Below are 22,286 nucleotides of genomic sequence, written 5' to 3'. Positions count from 1 at the left end.
AATTAGCCCCTGATGAGTGTCCTTATCAGGGGCTAATATTTGTCACTCAGTTTTGTATCTAAAGTTGGGTATCTAAGTACTTAATTATAAATAGTTAAGCATCGCACCGGCTGCGATAAAGGTACCAACTAAACCTACAATCGGCATCTTCATTGTTTTCAATAACCACACGCCAACAATGATCAGAGCGAAGTCTATGCCGCTGCTCACTGCGCTTGTGAAGATGGGTTGGTATAGAGCTGCAAGTAATAGACCAACAACAGCTGCATTCACACCGGTAAGAGCACCAGCCACCAAAGGTTTACTCGCAATTGCCTGCCAGTTCTTCAGTACACCCAGTAGCAATAAGAAGCCCGGTAAGAACACCGCAATTGTTGCGAGCAGTGCACCTGTAATCGGTGCCGATGGCATTAACACATAACCGAGGTAAGTCGCTAATGTAAACATCGGGCCAGGAACCGCTTGCGCAGCAGCATAGCCTGTTAAGAAAGCATCTTGAGACAGTTGGTCGCCAATACCATTCTGTAGTAGCGGAAGAACCACGTGACCGCCACCGAATACCAAACTGCCTGCTTGGTAGAACAAACCAAACACTTCGATGCCTTGAGAATATGCACTGAACAGAGGTAAACCAACCAATAGTGCTACAAAAATAACAAGCGGCGTTATGGATATCTTATGTGTCGAAGGCGTTGTTTTTAAGTCTTGTGAGGTTAAAAATTTGCTGCCAATGATTGCTGCAAATAGGAGCACTAAGACTTGAGGCCAGATCCCAGGAATCAAAAGTAGAACAATCGCGGTGATCACACACAGTGCTGTTGCTATCTTTGATTGGCAAAAGTTTTTGTACATGCCGAAAGTGGCGTCAGCTACAACCACGACCGCGAGTAGCTTAAGTCCGTGGATGATTGAAATGAAAAGCGGTGCTTCCAACAACTGGTTGCTCGCTAAGGCCAATATCAACATTAGGATGACAGAAGGAGAGGTGAAGCCTACAAATGCGGCAATCGCACCGGTTAAGCCACCTTTTTTGTAACCAACCGCGAAGCCAACCTGACTTGAGCCTGGACCCGGCAGAAATTGACTTAGGGCGACAATTTGCCCGTACTCTTCGTCGGATAACCAATTCAGTTTCTCAACAAAGGTTTTGCGGAAGTAGCCAATATGTGCCGCTGGTCCACCAAAGCTAATCCAGCCAAGCCAGAAAAAGGTTTTAAAAATTGAAAGCATGATCGATTCCAGATAAATGTTTAGCGTAATTTAGGCGGAGTTGAACTATGATTCAAATTAATTGTTTTAATTATAACTATGAATAATATGGGATTGATTTGTGGCTGATTTTAACTGGAAAGGAGTTGACCTTAACTTATTGATTGCACTGCAATCTCTATATAAAACAAACAGTGTAAGCAAGGCAGCTGAACGTTGTTATGTCAGCCAATCAGCGATGAGTCATAGCTTACAAAGACTGAGAAAGCTGTTTGATGATCCTTTATTTGAACGAGTTGGTAGCAAGATGGAAGCGACCGATCGAGCCATTGAATTATCAAGCACCGTTGATGCATTGCTTAATACTATTCAATCTGAAGTTCTGTTGTCCAAAAGGTTTGATGTTGATAGTTATAAAGGCAGTTGGAAGATCGGACTTACCGATTACGCGGAACAGATGTTTGGCCCAATGATCTTCGATTTTATTAAACAAGCTTCGCCAAACTCTCAAGTTGCATTTCTTAACGTTAATCGAACCAATTACCAGCAGGTATTTGAAGAGGCTAAGCTAGACATTGCGATAGGCAGTTTTGGTGAAGTGCCTAAATTGTATGACACAGAACTTCTCTACACCGAGCAGCATGTTTGTTTGCTTGATGCATCCGTTTTGGATATTGAGTTGCCTATGTCACTGGAATCATTTGTCTCTGTGGAGCACGCCTTAGTGTCTCCTAGTGGTGCCTTAAAAACGACAGTTGATACTAAATTGTCTGAGTTGGGCTACACCAGAAAAGTGGCAATCGCATCGAGTAACTTCTTAACCGTAAAACGATTGATAAGTGGAAGAAAGCTATTGTGTATTGTGCCTAAGCTAGTCGCTAGAAACGCCCCTAATATAGACAGTTCACTGATAGCTGTCACCCCGCCAATAGACGTCCCTGATTTTGATATACAGCTTGTTTATCGTAAGGGAAAGCAATTAGACGACAAGAATACTCACTTGAGAAAAGTGATTTCTCAAGCGGTTGAGATTGTCATTGCGGCTGAGTGATTGAAGGCGTGTTCCTTCGGAGTAAGTAACCGATCAAGTGCCAGAGAGCTACAACCAGTATTGCACCCACATAACCATCAACAGCGTAATGCCATGCCAAATGTACCGAGCCAACCTGAATAAAGAAGGCGTAAATCCAAGCTATGTAACCGAGTTTTTTATTCAATTTGAATGATGTCATTGCAATCAGAACGGATATGGTTACATGCATGCTGGGCATGGCTGAGATGCCAGTCCCTATATCCCCAACTCCTCCAACGTAGCTTGCCCAAAGCGCATCTTGAGTACTGAGTGCCCACAAAGACATAAAGCCACGCTCAGTGAGTTCTGCGCTCTGCATGTTTAATCTTTGCATCAAAGGAAGATACAAATCTTGGTCATTGAAGTGACTAATAAAAACAGGGCCTGCTGATGACAGAAGGGTCGCCATTATGTTCCCAATGATAAACCATGAACTTAAGAATGTGAGTAAAAACTGGTTGCGAAGTTGGTCATCTTTACGGTAAATGACAAAATAAAGCAGCATTCCCCACATGATAAAAAACCACAAGTTGTACAAGATGTTGATGGCGAGTGAAGCTATTGAATTCGGTAAAAAAAAGTGGGTGATTTCCCAAGGTGAAATGCCAAAGTGCAACCATTTATCTAAATGGTAAAAATCGAGATCTAAAAAATATGGATTGAGATAAGGAATGACTGATTTTAAGAAGGTATAGCTAGAGAATGAGATGTTTAAGACGAGCATTAATAAAATAAAGTAGATCGGCTTTGATACTGGAAACAACAGAGTTTTAATTTTATTGATGAATTGTTTAGTGGGTCTTTTTTCTCGATTGAACAATAAATGGCAGTAGTAGTATGTCGCCCATAAAATAAAGGTGACGTAACAGACCGTGGCTAAGATCTCTAAGTAGGTATATATGTTGTATCGAACTTCATGAGGCACGAAATAATTAACAACTAACGTTAACGGTGTCGTAAATGCAACATAATACAGAATCAGTTTGTTTCTTCTGAATTCATGAAGTAAAGACGATAACAAGTTTGATTGTTCTTTTTGAGGAGCGGGTTTGGCGGTGGTCGTCTCTGAATCCATATAGCCCTTCATCAAGATTTCCTATCATGATTAAAGGTTAGTTCATTTGAGCTGGTTTTCTACTTTTCAACCTTGTGTCTAAGGTAAAAATAAACGAAATAAAGCCTTCCATTTTTCATAACCCGACTATACTTAATTTACGACTCAAAGCAGTCGTAAAGAATAGGCTTTTTGATTTACCTAAGTAAAAAAATTGGTTATATCCTCATGATATAGCTTAAAAAACTACCAGGCTAAACGGACTTAGTTGGTCTTAAAGCGCTAGCTCCCCCTAGCGCTTTTTCTTTTATCTCGATTCTGGCAAAAGGGTCTTAATCCTTTTTAGCAATTGCTCGATCTCTTGTTTTTCATAGTGAGCCGTCACATTAGGTTGGCTGCTTTCTCTTGGGAGTAATGCCGTTTCGATATGTTGTTGTAGTAAAGTATCTTGTGAGTTGGCGTTGAGCTTCTCTGCAAGTATCACAGCTTGTCGACCAATCGTGGTGAAGTCTTGTTTGATGGTGGTCAATGGTGGATTAAAAAACGCACTGTCCTCGATGCCATCAAAGCCGACGACCGCAACCTTATCAGGGACAGGTATCTGCAGTTCTTGCAGTGCACGTAAAGCCCCCAATGCCATCTGATCACTTGCCACTAGCACGGCATCAAATACGGCTTGTTTAGCGACAGCTTCTCGAACGCCAAGATAACCACTTTCTGCTTGCCAGTTTCCTTGATATTGATACTGCACCTTACTCTCTGCATCTGATAACGTGGCTAACCAACTTTGGTGACGAATCTTTGAGGCGCTGGATTCGTTCGGACCAGTGATCAACAGGAAGTCCGTTCGTCCGCTCTCAAGTAGATGTTGAGCCGCCAGTTTTGCTCCTTCCGCATGATCACCGCAAACATAGTTCACTTGGCTGTTAGAAGGGACATCAATGAAGATAAGATTGAGGTGCTGATATTGTTCCACTAACAATTCTGCATCGGCACTCTTTAAAGGCACGTTCAGAATAATGCTGTCGACTTGTTGAGCCATCAGTTCACGAATGGCCTCACGGGTATTCGCGAGATTGGGCTCGGCAACGACAGAGAAAGCAACGCCATAACTCATATCATGAGCCTGCATTCGCACGCCATTTGCGATCATTGCTGCGCCATGCAGTGCCATATCGAGAGTGACTAAACCAACGCTGGTGGACTTGGCTCGGCTGAGCATTTGAGCACCTTTATTGGGTACATAACCCAGTTGCTTTATGGCGGCGTTAACCTTGTTGCGGGTGGATTCCGCGACGTCTTGTGAGCCATTGGTTACTCGAGATACTGTCTGGGTAGATACCCCTGCCAGTTTTGCTACGTCTTTAAAGGTGATACTCATCGCTCTGCTCATCGAATATTTAGAGTGAGATAAGCCTACCGAAATTTACCAAACTAAACTCTGCTTACTCTCAAATAAATGTCTTTTAAAACATTAAAAATGTTTCCGGAAACAGTTGATCTTGTGCAAATTTTTTGAATATTAAAGCCAATTTACATCACGGTTTTATCGATATTGGATACTAATCTGGCGTGATGAGTTCACTATTATTTCTATATTATGTTTACGAAAACAATAGAGATTAGTAATGAACGAATTTATTCACTTAAAGAGTAAAAATCATAGTTTGATCATTAAATCAGGACGTGTTCCAGAGGTTTTGCATTGGGGGGCAAAGATCGCAAGTATTGATGAAGATCTTCTGCTTTCGACAGAAAGACCGATTTCTCAAGCTCGACTTGATGTGGATGTGCCACTTTCTCTTTGCCCTGAGTTAGGCAGTGGACACTTTAACGCTCCAGGCATTGAAGGTCACAGAGAAGGGCGTGATTGGGCTCCTGTCTTTAAGACCGTTCGTTACGATGCTCAAGATCAAGAAGTGAGTTTTTTCCTTGAAGACAAGGTTGCTCAACTGGATCTTAAGGTAGAGATTAAGCTGGATTTCGAATCTGACGTTGTCCAAAAGCGTGTGACTGTCACCAATAAAGGCGACAAAAAATATTACTTGAACAAGCTTTCTTCAACGCTGCCATTGCCGAATCATGCTAACGAGCTTATGACGTTCCATGGCCGTTGGTGTCATGAGTTTCAAACGCAACGCCAACGCTTTGAACACGGTGGTTTCATGCAAGAAAACCGTCGTGGTCGCACATCTCACGAGAATTTCCCGGGGATGTTTGCAGGGACTCAAGGGTTCTCAGATCAACATGGTTTGGTATGGGGATTTCATTTGGGCTGGAGCGGTAACCACCAAATGCGCGCCGATGTTCGCAGTGATGGTCGCCGCTTTGTTCAAGCTGGTGAGTTGTTGCTTGCAGGCGAATCCATTCTGGAATCTCAAGCAAGCTACCAAACACCTTGGCTGTTCGGCTGTTACAGCAACTCAGGTTTAAATGGCATCGCGCAACGCTTTCAACAATTTGTTCGCGACAACATTATTCAATTCCCAACCGATAAACCTCGTCCTGTTCACTTGAATACATGGGAAGGGATCTATTTTGAACACAAGCCTGACTACATCATGAAGATGGCAACGGAAGCGGGCGTGATGGGCGTTGAACGTTTCATTATTGATGATGGTTGGTTTGTGGGTCGTGATGGTGAACGTACCGCACTGGGCGACTGGTATTTGGATGAGGTGAAATATCCAAATGGCTTAGAACCTGTGATTGAACATGTAAACCAACAGGGTATGGAGTTTGGCCTTTGGGTTGAGCCTGAGATGGTAAGTCAAGATTCTAATCTTTATCGAAACCATCCGGATTGGGTGCTTGGTTTACAAGGGTATCATCAACCATCTGGTCGTTGGCAGTACGTGTTAGACCTACAAAATGAAGCGTGTTTTAACTATTTGTATGAACGCCTCAATGCGCTTTTGACTCGATACAACATCACTTACCTTAAGTGGGACATGAACCGAGAGTTGGTTCAACCTGGGCATCAAGGTAAAGCTGCGGTGCATGGTCAGACTAAAGCGCTATACCGTCTTGTTGATGAGTTAAATCGAGCGCACCCAGAAGTCGAGATTGAATCTTGCTCTTCGGGTGGTGGTCGTATCGATTTTGAAATTCTAAAACGAACCCATCGTTTCTGGGCATCAGATTGTAATGATGCCTTAGAACGCCAAGCCATTCAGAAAGGCATGAGTTACTTCTTCCCACCAGAAGTGATGGGGGCGCACATCGGCCCAGCAGAATGCCACTCAACCAACCGTCGTCACAGCATCAATATGCGCGGTGTAACCGCACTCATGGGGCATATGGGGGTTGAGCTTGACCCTGTTAAAGAGTCACCTGAAGAGAAACAAGCATTCTCACATTACATTTCACTGCATAAGCAATTTCGTCATGTTTTGCATTCTGGCCGTAGTTTCCGAATGGATCCTTCGGACAAAAATCAGAACATTTATGGCGTTGAAAATGACGATGAAATGCTGATCACCGTGTGCCAATTAGCGATGCCTGAATATGCTCTGCCTTCGCCACTTCGTATTAGCTGCGTGGAAGACAACGCGATGTATCAAGTGAAGTTAGTGGACATGCCAAAAACCAGTTTCCAGTTGATGAAACAACGCCCCCAATGGCTCGACAAAACGTTAACCCTGAGTGGCGATAATCTCAAGGAAATTGGATTGACCTTACCGATTTTAGACCCAGAGTCAGCCTTGATTGTTCATCTGAAAAAGATATGAAGCGCTAACTCTGAGTACCCCTACATAAAATTCTAAATATAAAAATATAATCGGCAGCGAGGAATTGCTGCCGCAATAACTAAACTTAAGGAAAACAAAATGTCTATTACAGTTCTGCTGTCATTCTTGTTATTTACTGGTTTTGTTGTCGCGTTTACCTACAACAAAGTTAAAAATGACAAGAACACCTCACAAGACGGTTTCTTTCTTGGTGGAAGAAGCTTAACTGGTGGTTTGATTGCCAGCTCCCTAATTTTAACCAACTTGAGCGCGACTAGCTTTGTTGGCATGAGTGCACAAGCTTATACCCACAACATGAGTGTCATGGGTTGGGAAGTGGCGTCTGGTGTCACCTTAGTGATCATTGCTCTGATGCTGGTACCACGTTACCTCAAGCAAGGGATCACGACGATTCCAGACTTCTTAGAGAGCCGTTATGACATGTCGGTGAAGAAGTTCGTCACCTTGCTTTTCTTATGCCAGTACGTCATCAATATTTTGCCAACCACACTTTATGCCGGTGCCGTTGTTCTCGGTGAGATCTTTGATGTTCAAGCTCTGCTTAATATTTCAGAATTCAGCTCTATAGCCCTAATTTCAGCGACGATCGGTCTACTTGGTTTCTTTTATGCGATTTATGGTGGACTCAAAGCGGTCGTGATTGCCGATACTATTAATGGTGTGGGTCTTATTATTGGCGGCTTGATGATCCCTGTTTTTGGCTTGATGGCATTAGGGGAGGGCAGTTTTGGGGCTGGCTTAGATACGCTGTTGTACGCAGCTCCTGAGAAGTTGCAATCGGTCGGAACAGAGACCGATCCACTGCCGTTCTCAACCTTGTTTACCGGTCTTTTACTTGTGAACCTTTACTACTGGGGTACGGACCAATCAATCATCCAACGCGCGTTGGGTGCTAAGAACTTAAAAGAAGGTCAGAAAGGGGTAATCCTTGCGGGTGCAATTAAGGTTATCTCTCCGTTGTTCCTAATCATTCCTGGCATCATTGCATTCCACATGTTTGGTGCAGATGCTGGTAACCCAGACACCATGTACACGCGCTTGGTAAACGAAGTATTGCCTAAACCATTAGTCGGTTTCTTCGTCGCGGTTATGTTTGGTGCCATCCTAAGTACTTTCAACGGCGTGCTTAACAGCTCGACCACTCTGTTTGCATTGAATGTCTACAAGCCTTTGTTTGGCCAAGGTAAAACGGATGAAGAGCTGGTGGGTAAAGGCCGTATCTTTGGCGTTGTGATCGCGATTATCTCTGTGTGTATTGCACCGTTCATCATGTATGCGCCTGAAGGCCTGTTTCAATACCTACAGATGGTAGCGGGCTTCTTCAGCGTGCCAATTTTTACGATTGTGTTTGTTGGTTATGTCTCTAAACGTGTACCTGCTGTGGCGGCTAAAGTTGCGTTGGTGGTGTTTGTAAGCTCATACGCCGCAATGCAATTAGTGTTCAAAACGCCAATCCACTTCTTACACCAATTGGCGATTCTGTTTGTTGTATGTACAGCGCTGATGTTCATCATTGGCTACTTTATGCCACGTGAAGATGATTATGTGATGCCTGTGAATGAAAACATTGATGTTACGCCTTGGGCATTCCGTTTCGAAGCTTCGGCTATCATTCTCTACATGGTATTAGGTGCTTACGTGATGTTCTCTGATGTCGGTTTTGTATCTGATGATCCAACTATCATGCAAGTGTACGGTGTGTGTGGCATTGTGATGTTGTTCGGAATCGCAGCACGGTTGGCAAAGCGCAAGAAATCACTTGAAGCTGCCGCATAACCTTCACAGAGCCTGCCATTCGTTCTTTTAGAATGAGCTTGCTAAGTAAAAGGATCATAGTAGGCCAATAACTAAAAAGGCATCTCAATCGTAATGAATGAGATGCCTAACATATTGTTTTTATAGTTGGTTATTGTTTGGCTACTTACTACTTACTACTTACTACTTACTACTTACTACTTACTACTTACTACTTACTACTTACTACTTACTACTTACTACTTACTACTTACAAAGAAAAACGAGTCCATTTTTTTGTTCTCCAACGATACGCCATAATGATTCCGCGGAACCATTCATCCATCGCGATCGCCATCCACGCGCCTAATACGCCATAACCCCAATGCACGCCAAGCAAATAGCTCATAGCAACCCCAATGCCCCACATGCTGAGAATGCCCATTTTGATCGGGAACTTAATATCGCCTGCAGCTTTCAAGCAAGAGATGAAAATCAAATTAAATACGCGACCAGCTTCTAACAGGATAGAGCCTGCAATCAGTGCTGCGGTGAGTGCGATGATCTCTGGATCTTGAGTGAATAAGTCCAAAATCTCGAATCGGAAAATATAGACCACGCAGGTAATGCTGATAGAGGCGATGAAGCCAACTACAAAATAGCGTTGTACACGATTGGCTATCTCATCTATCCAACCCTTGCCGATGTAGTATCCGGTTTGGATTTGGCTACCCTGACCGATGGCTAAGGCAAAGGCAAAAGAGAGACGTGCGATATTTTGTGCGTAAGTAAACGCAGCCAGTGAAGATGTTCCCATCTGTACCACAAAGAAGGTAATGCTGATCTGAGCCATGTTGTAAGAGAGCACTTCTCCTGCATTCATAGAACCAATCTTGATGATCTTTTGATAGATAGCTTTCGGTACAGATTTGAACTGCTTCATCGGCAGATCAATGCCTTTACTTCTTACCACACCAATCAAGATAAACATGCCGATTAATTGGCTAATCACAGTTGCGGTAGCCACTCCTTGCACGCCGTAAACAGGCAGTCCAAAAGGCTGATAGAGTGCGCAATAGTTACCGAATACGTTGATAACACCAGCAATCAAATTGATCACCATCGGCGATTTTGAATAACCATGGCTACGTAGAATGGTGGTGAGTACTACGCCTATCGTGACATTAAAGGTGAGTGCGCCACTGATGAACAGGTACTCTTGAGCGTACTGTTCAACTTGAGCTTCAAGCTGATAGAGCGGGATAAAATACTCAGCGCCAAGAACCGCAATAATACTGAGTAATACGCCCGTAATAATGGCTAAGATAATGCTCGCAACACCCACATGAGCGCTATCTTGAGTACGAGATGCGCCGTTGTATTGAGCAATTAGGATGCCTGTACCACTGCTGACCATGGTTGATACGATGATCAGAAAAAAGGATATCTGAGAGATAACACCAACGGCAGACACGGCTTTGTCTGAGTATCCCGATAACATGAATACATCGCTGGTGTTGAGTGCAGTTCTTAGAAGAACTTCGATAAAAATTGGCCAGGTGAGCGCAACGATTCCCATGCGTTTATTTAGGGTGGAATCAGCATTAGGCATTTAGGTTTTCTCAAAAAAGGGGTAGGCGACACTATAGTTTAGCCATTATTGCGTAAACGACTATCAAATTAATGTCCGGAAGACTCTGAAGGATAAATTAATTTCGAATAAGTCTTCAGAAGACAACATTTAGGGACGAGTTATGAAATTTTAAAAGCAGTTTCATAAATTAAGGAACAAGGGGGGGGGGCGAGGATTGCGGCTGTATGGAATGATATGAAAAGCGGGTTTGAAATAACGGTAAAGCTAGCGATATCTAGCTTTACCGTTTTTAACGACTTAGTTAATTCGCTGACCTTCAACATCAAACAGATGGCAATCTTTTGATGAGAAATTTAAATTGAGCGATTGATAGCGGGTGACTTCCTGATCGCCGGGTAGATGAACCTTGAAGCTATCGACACCACAAGATTGACCAAACATATAAGTGCTGTTGCCAAGCCTTTCTACGACCTCGCTTTGGAACTCAATCGTGATATCAGATTCGCCGTTGATCTCTAAATGTTCTGGTCGAATGCCTAGAGTAAGCTTTTGCCCTTCGGTCAGGCCATCACTTGGTAGTGGCAGAGTAATTTTACTGAGGCCATTGACGGTAAGTTGGGCATGAGTGTCAGAGGTGTTATTGACCACACACGGCAAGAAGTTCATTTTTGGAGAGCCAATAAAGCCTGCCACAAATTCATTTTGAGGGGAATGATACAGTTCGAGAGGTGAACCCACTTGCTCAACTCGACCATCTCTCAGTACCACGATTTTGTCTGCAAGTGTCATTGCTTCAACTTGATCGTGTGTTACGTAAATCATGGTATTTTGCAGATCTTGGTGCAATTTTGCGATTTGTAAGCGCATATCGACACGAAGTTCAGCATCTAAGTTAGATAAAGGTTCGTCGAACAAGAATACTCTTGGGTTACGAACAATCGCTCGACCAATAGCAACACGCTGACGTTGTCCACCTGACAGCTCTTTAGGTTTACGTTTTAACAAAGGATCTAGTTGAAGCGTTTTCGCGGCACTGGTGACTTGTTTCTCGACGACTTCTTTAGCTACACCGTTCATTTTCAGGCCAAAGCCCATGTTTTCTTCAACCGTCATATGCGGATAAAGGGCGTAGGACTGGAATACCATCGCGACACCACGTTCGGCAGGATCGACATCGTTAACCAGATCATCGCCAATATGGATCTCACCTTCAGTAATCTCTTCCAAGCCAGCAACCAAGCGTAAGAGGGTTGATTTACCGCAACCAGACGGTCCAACGAATACTACGAATTCGCCGTTACTTATTTCAAGATCAACACCATGGATCGTTTGAACATCACCATATCGTTTGATGACCTGTTTTAAGCTGATATCAGCCATGTTCTCTCCTTGCTTCGTTGGACTACATCACTTTGCCTTTAAAACATACGCTTTCATCAGAAATTTGTTAGATGCCTCGAATGAATTATTGATCGGGGTCATATAAATTTTACAAATCATACCGATTTTTGTGGAAACGTTTACAAAATTCAAACATAACTGTGCGTAATATTATCAATAAGCCTAATATTTGAACGTAATCACCATAAATGCTGAGTTGCTAGATTAAATTTAGAAATCTAGGTGGAAATTTATCAAATAGTAAATGAAGCTTTGAAGACAAGGAATTTCGGGAAATGGAGCAATCTGTGAAAACGATATACCCAGAAAATCGCATCCCATCGACTAAAAAGAAAAGACGTATTAGTTCTAAGGTATCGCCTTGGTTGTTCTTGGCACCGGCTATCGCCATCTTTTCTCTCTATGTTGTTTATCCGATCTTGGACAGCATTTGGCTCAGTTTCTTTGAGTGGGACGGGCTAGGTGAGAAAGAGTGGGTAGGGCTTGAGAACTATCGTGAATTGTTTGATTCCGATGCATTCTACACATCGTTAACGAATAACTTCCTTTGGTTGCTCTTCTTTATGCTCGCGCCACCTTGTGGCTTGGCGATTGCCCTTTTCTTAAACCAACAAGTGAAAGGCATTCGTGTCGTTAAATCCTTATTTTTCTTCCCCTTTGTCATCTCTCAAGTCGTGGTTGGTCTAGTGTTCTCCTGGTTCTATGACCCCTCATTTGGCCTTTTCAATATGGTATTAGGTGCGTTCGGTTTTGAGCCCATATCAATACTCGCTGACGAAGACTATGTGACCTACGGAATCATTGCCGCTGGTCTATGGCCACAAATCTCTTACTGCATGATCTTGTATCTCACGGGGTTGAATAACCTCGACCCAGAGCAATTAGAAGCGGCGCGACTGGATGGCGCGAAGAAGTGGCGCATGCTCTGGTATGTGGTGCTTCCTCAATTAAGACCTGCGACGTTTATTGCTGTGGTCGTGACCGTAATTGGTGCCCTTCGTTCTTTCGATTTAGTGGCAACCATGACGGCTGGTGGACCTTGGGGAAGCTCGACGGTACTGGCGTATCAAATGTATGAAGAGTCTATTTTTAACTATCGAATGGGTTACGGTGCGGCGGTTTCAGTGGTGCTGTTTCTGATTATGGATATCTATATCGCTTACTTCTTGTGGCGCATGTTAAGGAGTGAAAAATAATGTTTCCGCAACCAATTCAAAAAGCCGGTCGCTTTACTAATATCAGTTACCGAGTCGCGTTACCTATCTCGATCGTGATGTGGTTGTTACCGCTTATCGCCGTGATGATGACGTCGATTCGTTCGATGGATGACATCAACAAAGGTAATTATTGGGGCTGGCCGAGCGAGATTCAGTTCATTGAGAACTACACTCAAGTTTTTACCTCGACATCAATGGGGCAGTACTTAATCAATAGTTTAATCATTACATTGCCAGCAGTCGCAGGGGCTGTCGCTCTTTCTACTTTGGCCGGGTATGCCTTGGCGAAATACAACTTCAAAGCCAACGTTTGGATCTTTGCGATGTTTATCGCTGGCAACTTTGTTCCGTTCCAAATTTTGATGATTCCAGTGCGTGATTTAACTATTGGACTCGGTTTGTACGATACCCATTGGGCGCTGATTTTCTTCCATATCGCTTTTCAAGCAGGCTTTTGTACCCTCTTCATGCGTAACTTTATCGTTGGCATTCCCGATGCGTTAATTGAAGCGGCACGTGTTGAAGGGGTGAGTGAATGGAAAATATTCTGGCATGTCGTACTCCCTCTGGTTCGCCCTGCTTTAGCGGCGTTAGCCGTATTGGTGTTTACCTTTATTTGGAACGATTTCTTCTGGGCGTTGGTATTGGTGCAGAGTGATGACGTTCGCCCTGTAACTGCGGGGCTTAGTTCACTGCAAGGCCAGTGGTTGGCGTCTTGGCAGTTTATGTCTGCCGGAGCGGTCGTGGCTGCCATTCCACCGGTAGTGTTGTTCTTCACCATGCAAAAACATTTTATTGCTGGCCTGACATTAGGTGCGACCAAAGGGTAAATAACGAGATAAGAATAGATACACGAATCTAGCAATAGCGACGGCTTTAGTCGTTATTGCTACCGGCATCCCGAATGGATGAATCATTGAAGAGAAACTAAAACACGAACAACCCTACGAGACAAAACAATAAAAATTGGACTTAGTGAGCTTAGCTCTATAACAAGGACCTTAATATGAAATACGTGAAACATATCGCTGCTACGGCAGTGCTTGCTGCCTCCGTTTCTACAACAGCGTTTGCAGGAACCTTAGTCATCAACTCTGATGCTTCCGATCCAGCGCCAAAAGAAGCGTGGGGTGAGATCATCAATCGCTTTGAAAAAGAAAACCCAGATATTACGGTGAAGTACAACTTGTACGATCACGAGTCGTACAAAACAACGATTCGTAATTGGTTGGTCACTTCGCCGCCGGACGTGGTTTTTTGGTATGCGGGTAACCGAATGAAAGCCTTTGTTGACCGTGGCCTGTTCGAAGATGTGAGTGATATTTGGACTGACAACAACATGAAGCAAGACTTTGCGGCTGCGGCTCCTGCGATGACAGTGCAAGGCAAGCAATTTGGTGTGCCATACACGTATTACCAATGGGGTATCTACTACCGTAAAGACATCTTTGAGCAGTATGGAATTGCTGAGCCGAAAACATGGGAAGATTTGAAGTCGGCATCGGCAACGCTTAAAGAAAATGGTGTGGCACCGTTTGCGATTGGTACTAAGTACTTGTGGACTGCCGCAGGCTGGTTCGATTACATCAACATGCGTACCAACGGCTTGGATTTCCACATTCAGTTGATGGAAGGCAAGGTGCCTTACTCTGACGAGCGAGTGAAGAAAACATTTGCGAACTGGGCTGAGCTTGTTGAGCCTGGTTACTATCTAGAAAATCACGCCTCTTATTCTTGGCAAGAAGCTCAGCCATTCTTATATAACGGCAAAGCGGCGATGTACCTCATGGGGAACTTCATTACGCCAAACTTCCCGGCTGAATTAGATGGCAAGATGGACTTCTTCCAATTCCCTGTGATCGATCCAAGTGTTCCGATGTCAGAAGATGCGCCAATGGATACGTTACACATTCCTTTTAAAGCGAAAAATAAGGAAGATGCGCGTAAGTTCCTAGAGTTTGTTGCGCGTGCGGAAAATCAACAGCTGATCAATGAGATGCTGCTACAGATCCCAACTAACAATAAAGCCAAGGCGAAGTCTGATCCATTCTTAGACAAAGGCGTAGCAATGTTGGCTTCTACTGATGGTACGGCCCAGTTCTATGACCGCGATACCGATCCTGCTATGGCTAAAGAAGGCATGAAGGGCTTCCAAGAGTTTATGGTTCACCCTGATCGAATCGAAAAAATCTTGAAGAAACTCGATAAGGTGAGTAAGCGCGCCTTTAAGTAATGTGTTATTCGCCGCAGCGGTTCTCGCTGCGGCTTCTACTTTTTCTAAGTTTGTCATTGCTGGTGTTATTTCGTTGGCGTTTGTTGTGTCCTAAGCGCGCTTTAAGTACTCAGCACTCAGCACTCAGCACTCAGCACTCAACACTAAGTACTACTTGCAATGATTCACTTTGAACGGTTTATCGTAAGGAACACTCCATGAGAACTTTCTCTCAAGTCATCTCTGCCCGTGAATGGGAAAACCAACATATAACTCACCACAATGTCATTGAGGCTCACGGCCCTCTCAATGCTTACAGTTCGCTCATACAAGCACTCACTAAACATTCACTACACAAGGTCTCCCTTAATGGGGAGTGGAAATTTCAGTTGTTCGATGCGCCTGAATTAGTGTCGGAAGAGTCGGTGTCTGAACATTTCGATGATTCACTGTGGGAGAAAATAGAAGTACCAAGCAATTGGCAGATGCAGGGTTTTGATAAACCGATATACACCAATGTGAAATACCCATTCGATGACAAACCGCCTTTTGTACCAACCGACAATCCAACCGGTCTCTACCGAACGCGTTTTAATTGCACCGAACAGGCGCTTTTGGACACCCATAGGCTTACCTTTGATGGCGTTAACTCAGCGTTCCATTTGTGGTGTAACGGCAAGTGGGTTGGGTATTCGCAAGATAGCCGATTGCCGGCTGAATTTGATGTGTCTGATTACCTTCAGGCGGGAGACAACACCTTAGCGGTGATGGTGCTGCGTTGGTCCGATGGTTCTTATCTTGAAGATCAGGATATGTGGTGGCTGAGTGGTATCTTCCGCGATGTTACCATATTGAGAAAACCTAAGGTCGCCATTGAGGATGTTCGGGTTGAAACTCAACTGGACGCTTGCTATCGAGATGCGTGTTTGAAGGTGTCGACACAAATATCGAAACCAAATTCATCAGCTCAAGATAACCAAGCTAACCAAGATCAACAAATAAACCGAGTTAAAGTCGAGCTGTTTGATGTGCAGGGGCAACTCATATCTGAGCCTCAAATCGTTGGCTTAGGTGAGCGAATTGTCGATGAGAAAGGGCCTTGGTCTGAAATGGCTGAACACAGCATTTCAGTGCTGAATCCGAACAAGTGGAGTGCCGAGTCACCTTACTTATATCGCTGTGTGGTGTCGCTGCTCAATCAACAAGATGAGCTCATTGATTGTGAGGCTTATGATGTCGGTTTTAGAGCTGTCGAGATAAGTAGTGGCTTACTGCAAATTAACGGTAAACCTCTGTTGATCCGCGGTGTTAATCGACATGAATATCATCCTGAGCTGGGTCATACCATGACGCGTGAAGGTATGATTCAAGACATCAAATTACTGAAACAGAACAACTTCAATGCAGTAAGAACGGCTCACTATCCCAATCACCCATTATGGTATGAGCTGTGTGACGAATACGGTTTGTATTTGGTTGACGAGGCCAATGTTGAAACTCATGGCCAGTTTCCTATGTGCCGACTCTCAAATGATGCTTCATGGCTAAATGCTTATATGCGCCGTATAACTCGACTGGTTGAGCGAGACAAAAACCACGCCAGCGTAATCATTTGGTCGTTAGGTAATGAATCAGGTATTGGGCGTAATCACCATGCGATGTATCAATGGGTGAAACAAGCCGATCCAACCCGACCTGTTCAGTATGAAGGCGGCGGTGCCGATACTGCAGCGACTGATATCTTGTGCCCGATGTACGCACGTGTTGACTGGGATCTACCTGTGGTCGAGAGCCAACCTGAAGTCACTCCTAGAGTGGGTATTCGTAAAGCCATTGCTCTGCCTAACGAACAGCGTCCGTTGATCTTGTGTGAATATGCTCATGCGATGGGTAATAGCTTAGGTAGCTTTGATAAATACTGGCAAGCCTTTCGTGATAACCCAAGGCTGCAAGGTGGCTTTATCTGGGATTGGGTCGATCAGGGGATTACCAAAACCGATACGAACGGACAGAAATATTGGGGATATGGCGGTGATTTCGGCGATGAGATTAACGACCGCCAATTCTGTATTAATGGATTGGTTTTCCCTGACCGCACGGTTCATCCAACCTTACATGAAGTAAAAAAAGCGCAGCAGTTTTATCAGTTCAAGTTGGTTTCTGCATCACCATTGGTGATCGAAATAACCAGTGAGTATTTGTTTGATGCCGAGCTTATCGAAACGCTGAATTGGAACATCACGCAAAATGGCGTTATTCAGAGTAATGGAAGCGTCGAATTACTTGTGAAGTCGCAATCGAGCGTATTGCTTGAGCTTGATGGAGCCAACGTTGTTTGCCAACCAAATAGCCTTAATTACTTAAACCTAGAAGTGGTGCTGAATACAGCGACACGATGGGCTGAAAAAGGACATGTAACGGCCATTGAACAACTTAGCTTACCCACATTGCCGCAACTTGTGCTTGATGTGAATGTCTCGACGCACCCTCCTAAAGTCAGTGAAACGGAGAAGCGATTGTCTGTGATTGGCGATGATTATCAAGTTGAGTTTGATGTGTTAACGGGGGCTTTAGACCGTTGGCTAGTGAATGGGGTTGAACAGTTAACCAGTGGCTTAAAAGATAACTTCTATCGAGCACCTCTCGATAACGACATCGGTGTCAGTGAAGCAAATCGAGTGGACCCCAATTCATGGATAGCACGCTGGCAGGCAATGGGGCTCGATTCGCTTACCCCTGAGTGTATTGAATTTTCCCACTTCACCCAGCAAAACTCAGTCTCAGTGACGGCAAGAATTGCTCACTTAGTTGAAGGGCAAGTTCGTTTGTTGTCGACTTGGCAATACCAATTATTTGTTGATGGTGAGGTTAAGCTAGATGTGGATGTGCAAGCGGCGAAAGGCTTGCCGTCTTTACCACGAGTGGGATTAACATTCGCATTGAAAAACATCCCTGATAACGTGAGATGGTTCGGTCGCGGGCCTCATGAAAATTATTCTGATAGAAAGCTTTCGGCACATGTTGGGTTACATCAGCAGAGTATTGAACAAATGCATACTCCTTATATTTTCCCGTCAGACAGCGGCTTACGTTGTGATGTTCGTGAGGCAAATATTGGTGGGTTTGAACTTAAAGGAAACTTCCACTTTTCTGTCAGTCGATTTGGTCAGCAGCAATTGCAGCAGGCGAAACACACCTGTGATTTAGTTGAGCAAGAGCAATTGTTTGTGTACATCGATGGTTTTCACATGGGAGTTGGTGGGGATGATTCTTGGACGCCAAGCGTACATGATGAATTCAAATTATTGGAAGAGCATTACCATTATCAGGTGCGTTTTCATTGTGGTGATATAGGCTAACGTGCAGCGAATAAAGTAAAAGGATCATAGTAGGCCAAATAGTCTAAGTGCTTGTTTGTTAGCTTATTTGGCTTCAGGTGTAAAAAAGGCACTCAGCGAGATACTGAGTGCCAAAGCCTGAAATTTATGAGGTTATCTTTTCATTTAATTCCAGAAGACAGGTATAGGTTCGATTTATTCTGCGTCAGTAAAGAAATCGTTGTAAAGCATGTATAGGTGAGCAGCACTCCAAGAGAAGTTTGGTGCACCTTGTTGTTCGCCGGTTAGTGGATTGTAGTTCTCACGGATAGGACCGTCTTGCACTAATCCATCGGCGTGGTCAAAGAATGCCCCTGCCATTTCAATCGCATCGTCACGGTAGCCGTAGCTGTCCATGCCTTTTAGACCGAAGTAGAACTGGTCTACCCAAACGCGTCCACGCCAGTAAATATCTGGTCCAAACGCCGGGCTAGAAAGCGCCGCAGTACCTAGTGGAACGTAGGTATTAAACTCTTCTGTATCTTTCATTACCGAGACAACTGCATCAGCATTAGCTTGCGTGGCAGCAGCATTGAACAATGGCGACCAACCTTCAGGGCCTTTACCACGCTCTACAATTGGTTTGCCTGCACAGCCATTCGCTAGTGGTTTGTCTTCAATGCGAATGTCGTAGAAGAAGTTAGTGCCTTCGTCGAACATACAGGTGTTGATGTAGTTCGACAGATGTTCAGCTTTTTCACGGAACTCTTTCGCTTCTGCGTCTTTACCAAGAATGTCAGCCATTTCTGCTAGGTATTTGTTGTCGCTATACATGTAGCTTGCTTGGTCGACAGATTCTTGCAGTAGTGAGTAGCCCAGTAGCGTGCCATCTTCAGCGCGGTTTTGAGCGAACTCAACATCCCAATCGCTGCGCTTGCCGCCGTTCGCGACATACGCATCTAGCTGATCTTTATCGATGAAACCGAATGCGGCTGCATCGTCACGACCTGATTCCCAAGATGCGGCTGTTTGAGCTGGGCTTTCGATGTAATCGTAGTTACCTTCAGCCACAACTTTATCCAGTGCTGCTTGGCCTACGACGGTTTCATGTTTGTCGCCACGAACCACAGTGAAGTACATTTCACCTTCAGGTGTGTTGTGTGCTTTGTCGCGTGCTGCGCCATATTCAGGTACACCGTTGCCGTTGTTGTCACGGTTGCGTAGCCACCAATCGTGGTAAGCCACGAGCTTTGGATACATCTCTTCGAGCCAAGCTTCATCGCTGGTGGTCTTGTAGACTTCCATTACTGCCCATGCCGCTAGGCTTGGTTTGGTATTACGTTCATTCCAGTTACCACCGTCGCCGCCACGTTCTGGGCTTAGGTTGTAAGCAAGTAGGTCTGGCACGTAGCCTTCATCCCAAGGGCGAACGGCGTCGTCAGCCTGAATTTGGTAAGCGAACATCGCGCGGATGTTGTCTTTCGCTACGTCTGGGTTGAAGTGAGCCATTGCGTAGGCTTGTTTCCATGTGTCCCACGGCCAAGTTTGGTTGCCCGAGAACCAACGTGCGGTCACTGATGGTGTCACTGAATCAAACTCCATCGCACCTGCAGCGCCACGCCAGTTACCGTTTAGGGTTTCCATCGCTTTAACAGCAACACGTTCTTGTTCTGGTGTCGCGTTCGGGTTGGTTAAACCCATCTCAAGATAGCCTTCCCAACGTTCTGCTGATGCCGCTAAGAAGTCGGTAGGGTTTGCCATGATCTTTTTGATTTCAGGCTGTTCTGCTTGCGCTTCTTCTGCCGTTAGAACATGTGAGTATGTGGTGTAGATAGTTGTCGATGCTTCAATGTTTGCCGTTGAAGTAAACGTTAGGCCATCCACTTTAGTTTGCGTTGGAATCGATTTGTGAACTTGGTACTCAGACTCACCTGAAGTCAGCAGATCCCAAGTTGAACGCACTTTACCAAAGGTGACTTTCAGGCCATCGTCGGTTGCGACGATTTGACGGTCATACTCAGGGTAAGTTTCAGCGATTGTTTTGTCGGTTTGTGCCACGCCTTCTTTCGCATGGGTCTTTTCTAGCAGTTCACCATCCCACACCAGTTCTACTGGGGAGTCGGTAGTGATTTTGGTTTCTAGCAGAGAGGTACGGTTTGAAGCAAAACGCATCGTCATTTCTACCGTTACATCGTCAGATTTTAGTGTCTGAACCAATGCGCCCGGTAGGCTGTAAGCTTCCATCGTAAATGCGACTTTTTTGCCATCTTTGAACACGCTTAGGCGGTCAAAGTTATCTGCCATGAAGTTAATGTATTCTTCAGTAAGCAGTGCCGTTCCTGGGAAGCCGCCCATGCCTTCAGCTGTGTCTGGCAGCAAGTGACCGTGCCATGCACCTAAGTCGAAGAATGGGTTGAAGCGCTGGTGGTCATCGAAGTCGTAATCTCGCATGTATTCTGGCGAGCCAGTGCGGTCGATAACGTTCTTAAATTCGTTTGCTTGCAGTTGCTCTACATCAGAACTTGAGCCAGAGATGGAGTTTGATGTACAGCCAGTAACAACAAGTGCTGCGCCAATAGCGAGAGCTGCGAATGATTTATTCAGTTTCATGATGAGTTCCTGTTATTACCAGTAGAAGTATTGCATTGCGAACACTTGCGCGTCGCCGATTTCAGTGTCGCTGCCTACGCCAAAGCGGCTGTCGAAAGCAGTCGCAAATGCGCCGTTTCCGTATTCGTACCAAACGCCAGCATTGATGTAAGAGGTGATCTCTTTGTCGCCATTGTCACCGTCAAAGTTTGCGTAGTTGTAGGCTGCTGATAGGTAAACCCCTTGTGCGGCTTCGTACCACGCACTGGTTTGAATACCTGATTCGCTACCGAAAGATTCTTGGTTGCCTTTATCGGTATCATGCCAAACACGAGTGGCGAAGTTCTTGTATTCAGCACCTAATAGTAGAAGTTCACCACCATCGTTGTTACGAACTTCACCGCCACCCATTAGGGTTAGGTCGTCAGTTAGATCGTATTGGAGGTAGCCATTGACCATGGCGTTCTTATCTTTCCATTGGTCGGCGAAGCTGTCGTATTTACCGAAGTGAACGAGAGCATCGTCTTCAGAGAAGTCAGACTCTGGCGCGAATGAAACACTGTAGCGAAGTTTGCCTTCTAGGTTTTGAATCTTCACACCAAGATGTACGTCTCGCGTGTTTGAGATCGCATAGCCGTATTCAACCGTAGGGTCACCCCACCATTGGACGTCATCTAGTGACGAGTCCATACGACCGACAATAAATTCTGTTTTTTCGTCGGTGCGGTAGCCAGCGTAAAAGCGGTTAAAACCACCTTCGAAGCCGCCCCAGCCGTGGCCAGTCGCCCAAGCGTTACCTTCGTCATCGGCTTGTACCGTCCAGCCTTCCATATAAGCAAGACCAAACCAATTACCGTGCTCGATAGCTAAACCCGCTTCAATGTAAGTGCCGTCTGCGTAGCGACCTTTATCATCACCTTCGAGTGCCACATGACCACCAAGGCCAAGCTCACCGTAAAAGTTAAACAGCGTTTCTGATTCTGTTTTAGGGGGCTGAGTGTCGCCGTGGTTAGCCGCGGTTTCATCAGCGTGCGCATTAGCCGTAAGGGCAGCAAGAATACAACTTGTAATAAGAGTCTTTTTAGTAAAACTACTTTTCATTTTGTTCACTTCTGTGTCGGGGTTATAAATGAAG

The 22,286-nt window shown here is 44.8% G+C and carries 14 protein-coding genes; 7 read left to right on the top strand and 7 right to left on the bottom strand.

Going from position 1 to position 22,286, the window contains the following annotated elements; translation table 11 throughout:
- Nucleotides 1-84 precede the first annotated feature (84 nt).
- Nucleotides 85-1,230 carry a chromate efflux transporter gene (chrA, locus tag AC3CKG_RS13030; protein ID WP_488528449.1) on the bottom strand — a complete coding sequence of 382 codons (1,146 nt, stop codon included), beginning with the start codon at nt 1,228-1,230 and terminating at the stop codon, nt 85-87.
- Between the two features lie 100 nt (nt 1,231-1,330).
- Between chrA and AC3CKG_RS13025 the strand changes: the two genes are divergently transcribed.
- Nucleotides 1,331-2,260 (top strand): LysR family transcriptional regulator, encoded by a 930-nt coding sequence (locus AC3CKG_RS13025; RefSeq protein ID WP_017110448.1) that lies wholly within the window; start codon nt 1,331-1,333, stop codon nt 2,258-2,260.
- Here AC3CKG_RS13025 and AC3CKG_RS13020 read toward each other — a convergent pair.
- Entirely contained in the window at nt 2,244-3,368 is a 1,125-nt protein-coding gene (locus tag AC3CKG_RS13020) for a phosphatase PAP2 family protein (protein WP_017110447.1), read from the bottom strand. The two genes, AC3CKG_RS13025 and AC3CKG_RS13020, sit on opposite strands and share 17 nt — an antisense overlap.
- Before the next feature lie 274 nt (nt 3,369-3,642).
- Nucleotides 3,643-4,716, bottom strand: a complete 1,074-nt coding sequence (locus tag AC3CKG_RS13015; protein WP_488528448.1) for a LacI family DNA-binding transcriptional regulator — start codon at nt 4,714-4,716, stop codon at nt 3,643-3,645.
- A 247-nt stretch (nt 4,717-4,963) separates the two neighbouring features.
- Between AC3CKG_RS13015 and AC3CKG_RS13010 the strand changes: the two genes are divergently transcribed.
- Nucleotides 4,964-7,066, top strand: a complete 2,103-nt coding sequence (locus AC3CKG_RS13010) for an alpha-galactosidase (protein ID WP_488528447.1) — start codon at nt 4,964-4,966, stop codon at nt 7,064-7,066.
- 99 nt (nt 7,067-7,165) lie between these two features.
- Entirely contained in the window at nt 7,166-8,863 is a 1,698-nt protein-coding gene (locus AC3CKG_RS13005) for a solute:sodium symporter family transporter (RefSeq protein ID WP_488528446.1), read from the top strand.
- A gap of 229 nt (nt 8,864-9,092) precedes the next feature.
- Here AC3CKG_RS13005 and AC3CKG_RS13000 read toward each other — a convergent pair whose 3' ends face one another.
- Both AC3CKG_RS13000 and AC3CKG_RS12995 read right to left on the bottom strand, forming a co-directional pair.
- Complete coding sequence (locus tag AC3CKG_RS13000) at nt 9,093-10,433, bottom strand: MATE family efflux transporter (RefSeq protein WP_065110863.1); 1,341 nt, start codon at nt 10,431-10,433, stop codon at nt 9,093-9,095.
- A gap of 279 nt (nt 10,434-10,712) precedes the next feature.
- Nucleotides 10,713-11,795, bottom strand: a complete 1,083-nt coding sequence (locus AC3CKG_RS12995) for an ABC transporter ATP-binding protein (protein WP_488528445.1) — start codon at nt 11,793-11,795, stop codon at nt 10,713-10,715.
- Between the two features lie 296 nt (nt 11,796-12,091).
- On the opposite strand from AC3CKG_RS12995, the gene AC3CKG_RS12990 reads away from it, so the two are divergent.
- From AC3CKG_RS12990 to AC3CKG_RS12975, 4 genes are all read left to right on the top strand, one after another.
- Nucleotides 12,092-13,012 carry a carbohydrate ABC transporter permease gene (locus AC3CKG_RS12990; protein WP_488528444.1) on the top strand — a complete coding sequence of 307 codons (921 nt, stop codon included), beginning with the start codon at nt 12,092-12,094 and terminating at the stop codon, nt 13,010-13,012.
- A complete protein-coding gene (locus tag AC3CKG_RS12985) occupies nt 13,012-13,863 on the top strand; it encodes a carbohydrate ABC transporter permease (protein ID WP_004734435.1) in 852 nt (283 codons plus the stop codon). The genes AC3CKG_RS12990 and AC3CKG_RS12985 overlap by 1 nt, the downstream gene beginning before the upstream one ends.
- 176 nt (nt 13,864-14,039) lie before the next feature.
- Complete coding sequence (locus AC3CKG_RS12980) at nt 14,040-15,266, top strand: ABC transporter substrate-binding protein (RefSeq protein WP_488528443.1); 1,227 nt, start codon at nt 14,040-14,042, stop codon at nt 15,264-15,266.
- A gap of 197 nt (nt 15,267-15,463) precedes the next feature.
- A complete protein-coding gene (locus AC3CKG_RS12975) occupies nt 15,464-18,604 on the top strand; it encodes a beta-galactosidase (RefSeq protein WP_488528442.1) in 3,141 nt (1,046 codons plus the stop codon).
- 174 nt (nt 18,605-18,778) lie between these two features.
- On the opposite strand, the gene ygjK is transcribed toward AC3CKG_RS12975, so the two are convergent.
- Together ygjK and ygjJ are read right to left on the bottom strand one after the other, a co-directional pair.
- Nucleotides 18,779-21,172: an alpha-glucosidase gene (gene ygjK / locus AC3CKG_RS12970; RefSeq protein WP_488528441.1), complete on the bottom strand. Its 2,394-nt coding sequence runs from the start codon at nt 21,170-21,172 to the stop codon at nt 18,779-18,781.
- A 15-nt stretch (nt 21,173-21,187) separates the two neighbouring features.
- Entirely contained in the window at nt 21,188-22,252 is a 1,065-nt protein-coding gene (gene ygjJ, locus AC3CKG_RS12965; protein ID WP_488528440.1) for a protein YgjJ, read from the bottom strand.
- Nucleotides 22,253-22,286: the final 34 nt, after the last annotated feature.

Source organism: Vibrio sp. QJM3NY_15 (assembly GCF_057785995.1).
This window is presented reverse-complemented; position numbering and strand designations above follow the sequence as displayed.

What these genes read in the sequence shown, in the direction of transcription:
- chrA (WP_488528449.1), bottom strand. Translation starts at nt 1,230, where the DNA reads ATGCTTTCAATTTTTAAAACCTTTTTCTGGCTTGGCTGGATTAGCTTT.
- AC3CKG_RS13020 (WP_017110447.1), bottom strand. Translation starts at nt 3,368, where the DNA reads ATGAAGGGCTATATGGATTCAGAGACGACCACCGCCAAACCCGCTCCT.
- AC3CKG_RS13015 (WP_488528448.1), bottom strand. Translation starts at nt 4,716, where the DNA reads ATGAGTATCACCTTTAAAGACGTAGCAAAACTGGCAGGGGTATCTACC.
- AC3CKG_RS13010 (WP_488528447.1), top strand. Translation starts at nt 4,964, where the DNA reads ATGAACGAATTTATTCACTTAAAGAGTAAAAATCATAGTTTGATCATT.
- AC3CKG_RS13005 (WP_488528446.1), top strand. Translation starts at nt 7,166, where the DNA reads ATGTCTATTACAGTTCTGCTGTCATTCTTGTTATTTACTGGTTTTGTT.
- AC3CKG_RS13000 (WP_065110863.1), bottom strand. Translation starts at nt 10,433, where the DNA reads ATGCCTAATGCTGATTCCACCCTAAATAAACGCATGGGAATCGTTGCG.
- AC3CKG_RS12995 (WP_488528445.1), bottom strand. Translation starts at nt 11,795, where the DNA reads ATGGCTGATATCAGCTTAAAACAGGTCATCAAACGATATGGTGATGTT.
- AC3CKG_RS12990 (WP_488528444.1), top strand. Translation starts at nt 12,092, where the DNA reads ATGGAGCAATCTGTGAAAACGATATACCCAGAAAATCGCATCCCATCG.
- AC3CKG_RS12985 (WP_004734435.1), top strand. Translation starts at nt 13,012, where the DNA reads ATGTTTCCGCAACCAATTCAAAAAGCCGGTCGCTTTACTAATATCAGT.
- AC3CKG_RS12980 (WP_488528443.1), top strand. Translation starts at nt 14,040, where the DNA reads ATGAAATACGTGAAACATATCGCTGCTACGGCAGTGCTTGCTGCCTCC.
- AC3CKG_RS12975 (WP_488528442.1), top strand. Translation starts at nt 15,464, where the DNA reads ATGAGAACTTTCTCTCAAGTCATCTCTGCCCGTGAATGGGAAAACCAA.
- ygjK (WP_488528441.1), bottom strand. Translation starts at nt 21,172, where the DNA reads ATGAAACTGAATAAATCATTCGCAGCTCTCGCTATTGGCGCAGCACTT.
- ygjJ (WP_488528440.1), bottom strand. Translation starts at nt 22,252, where the DNA reads ATGAAAAGTAGTTTTACTAAAAAGACTCTTATTACAAGTTGTATTCTT.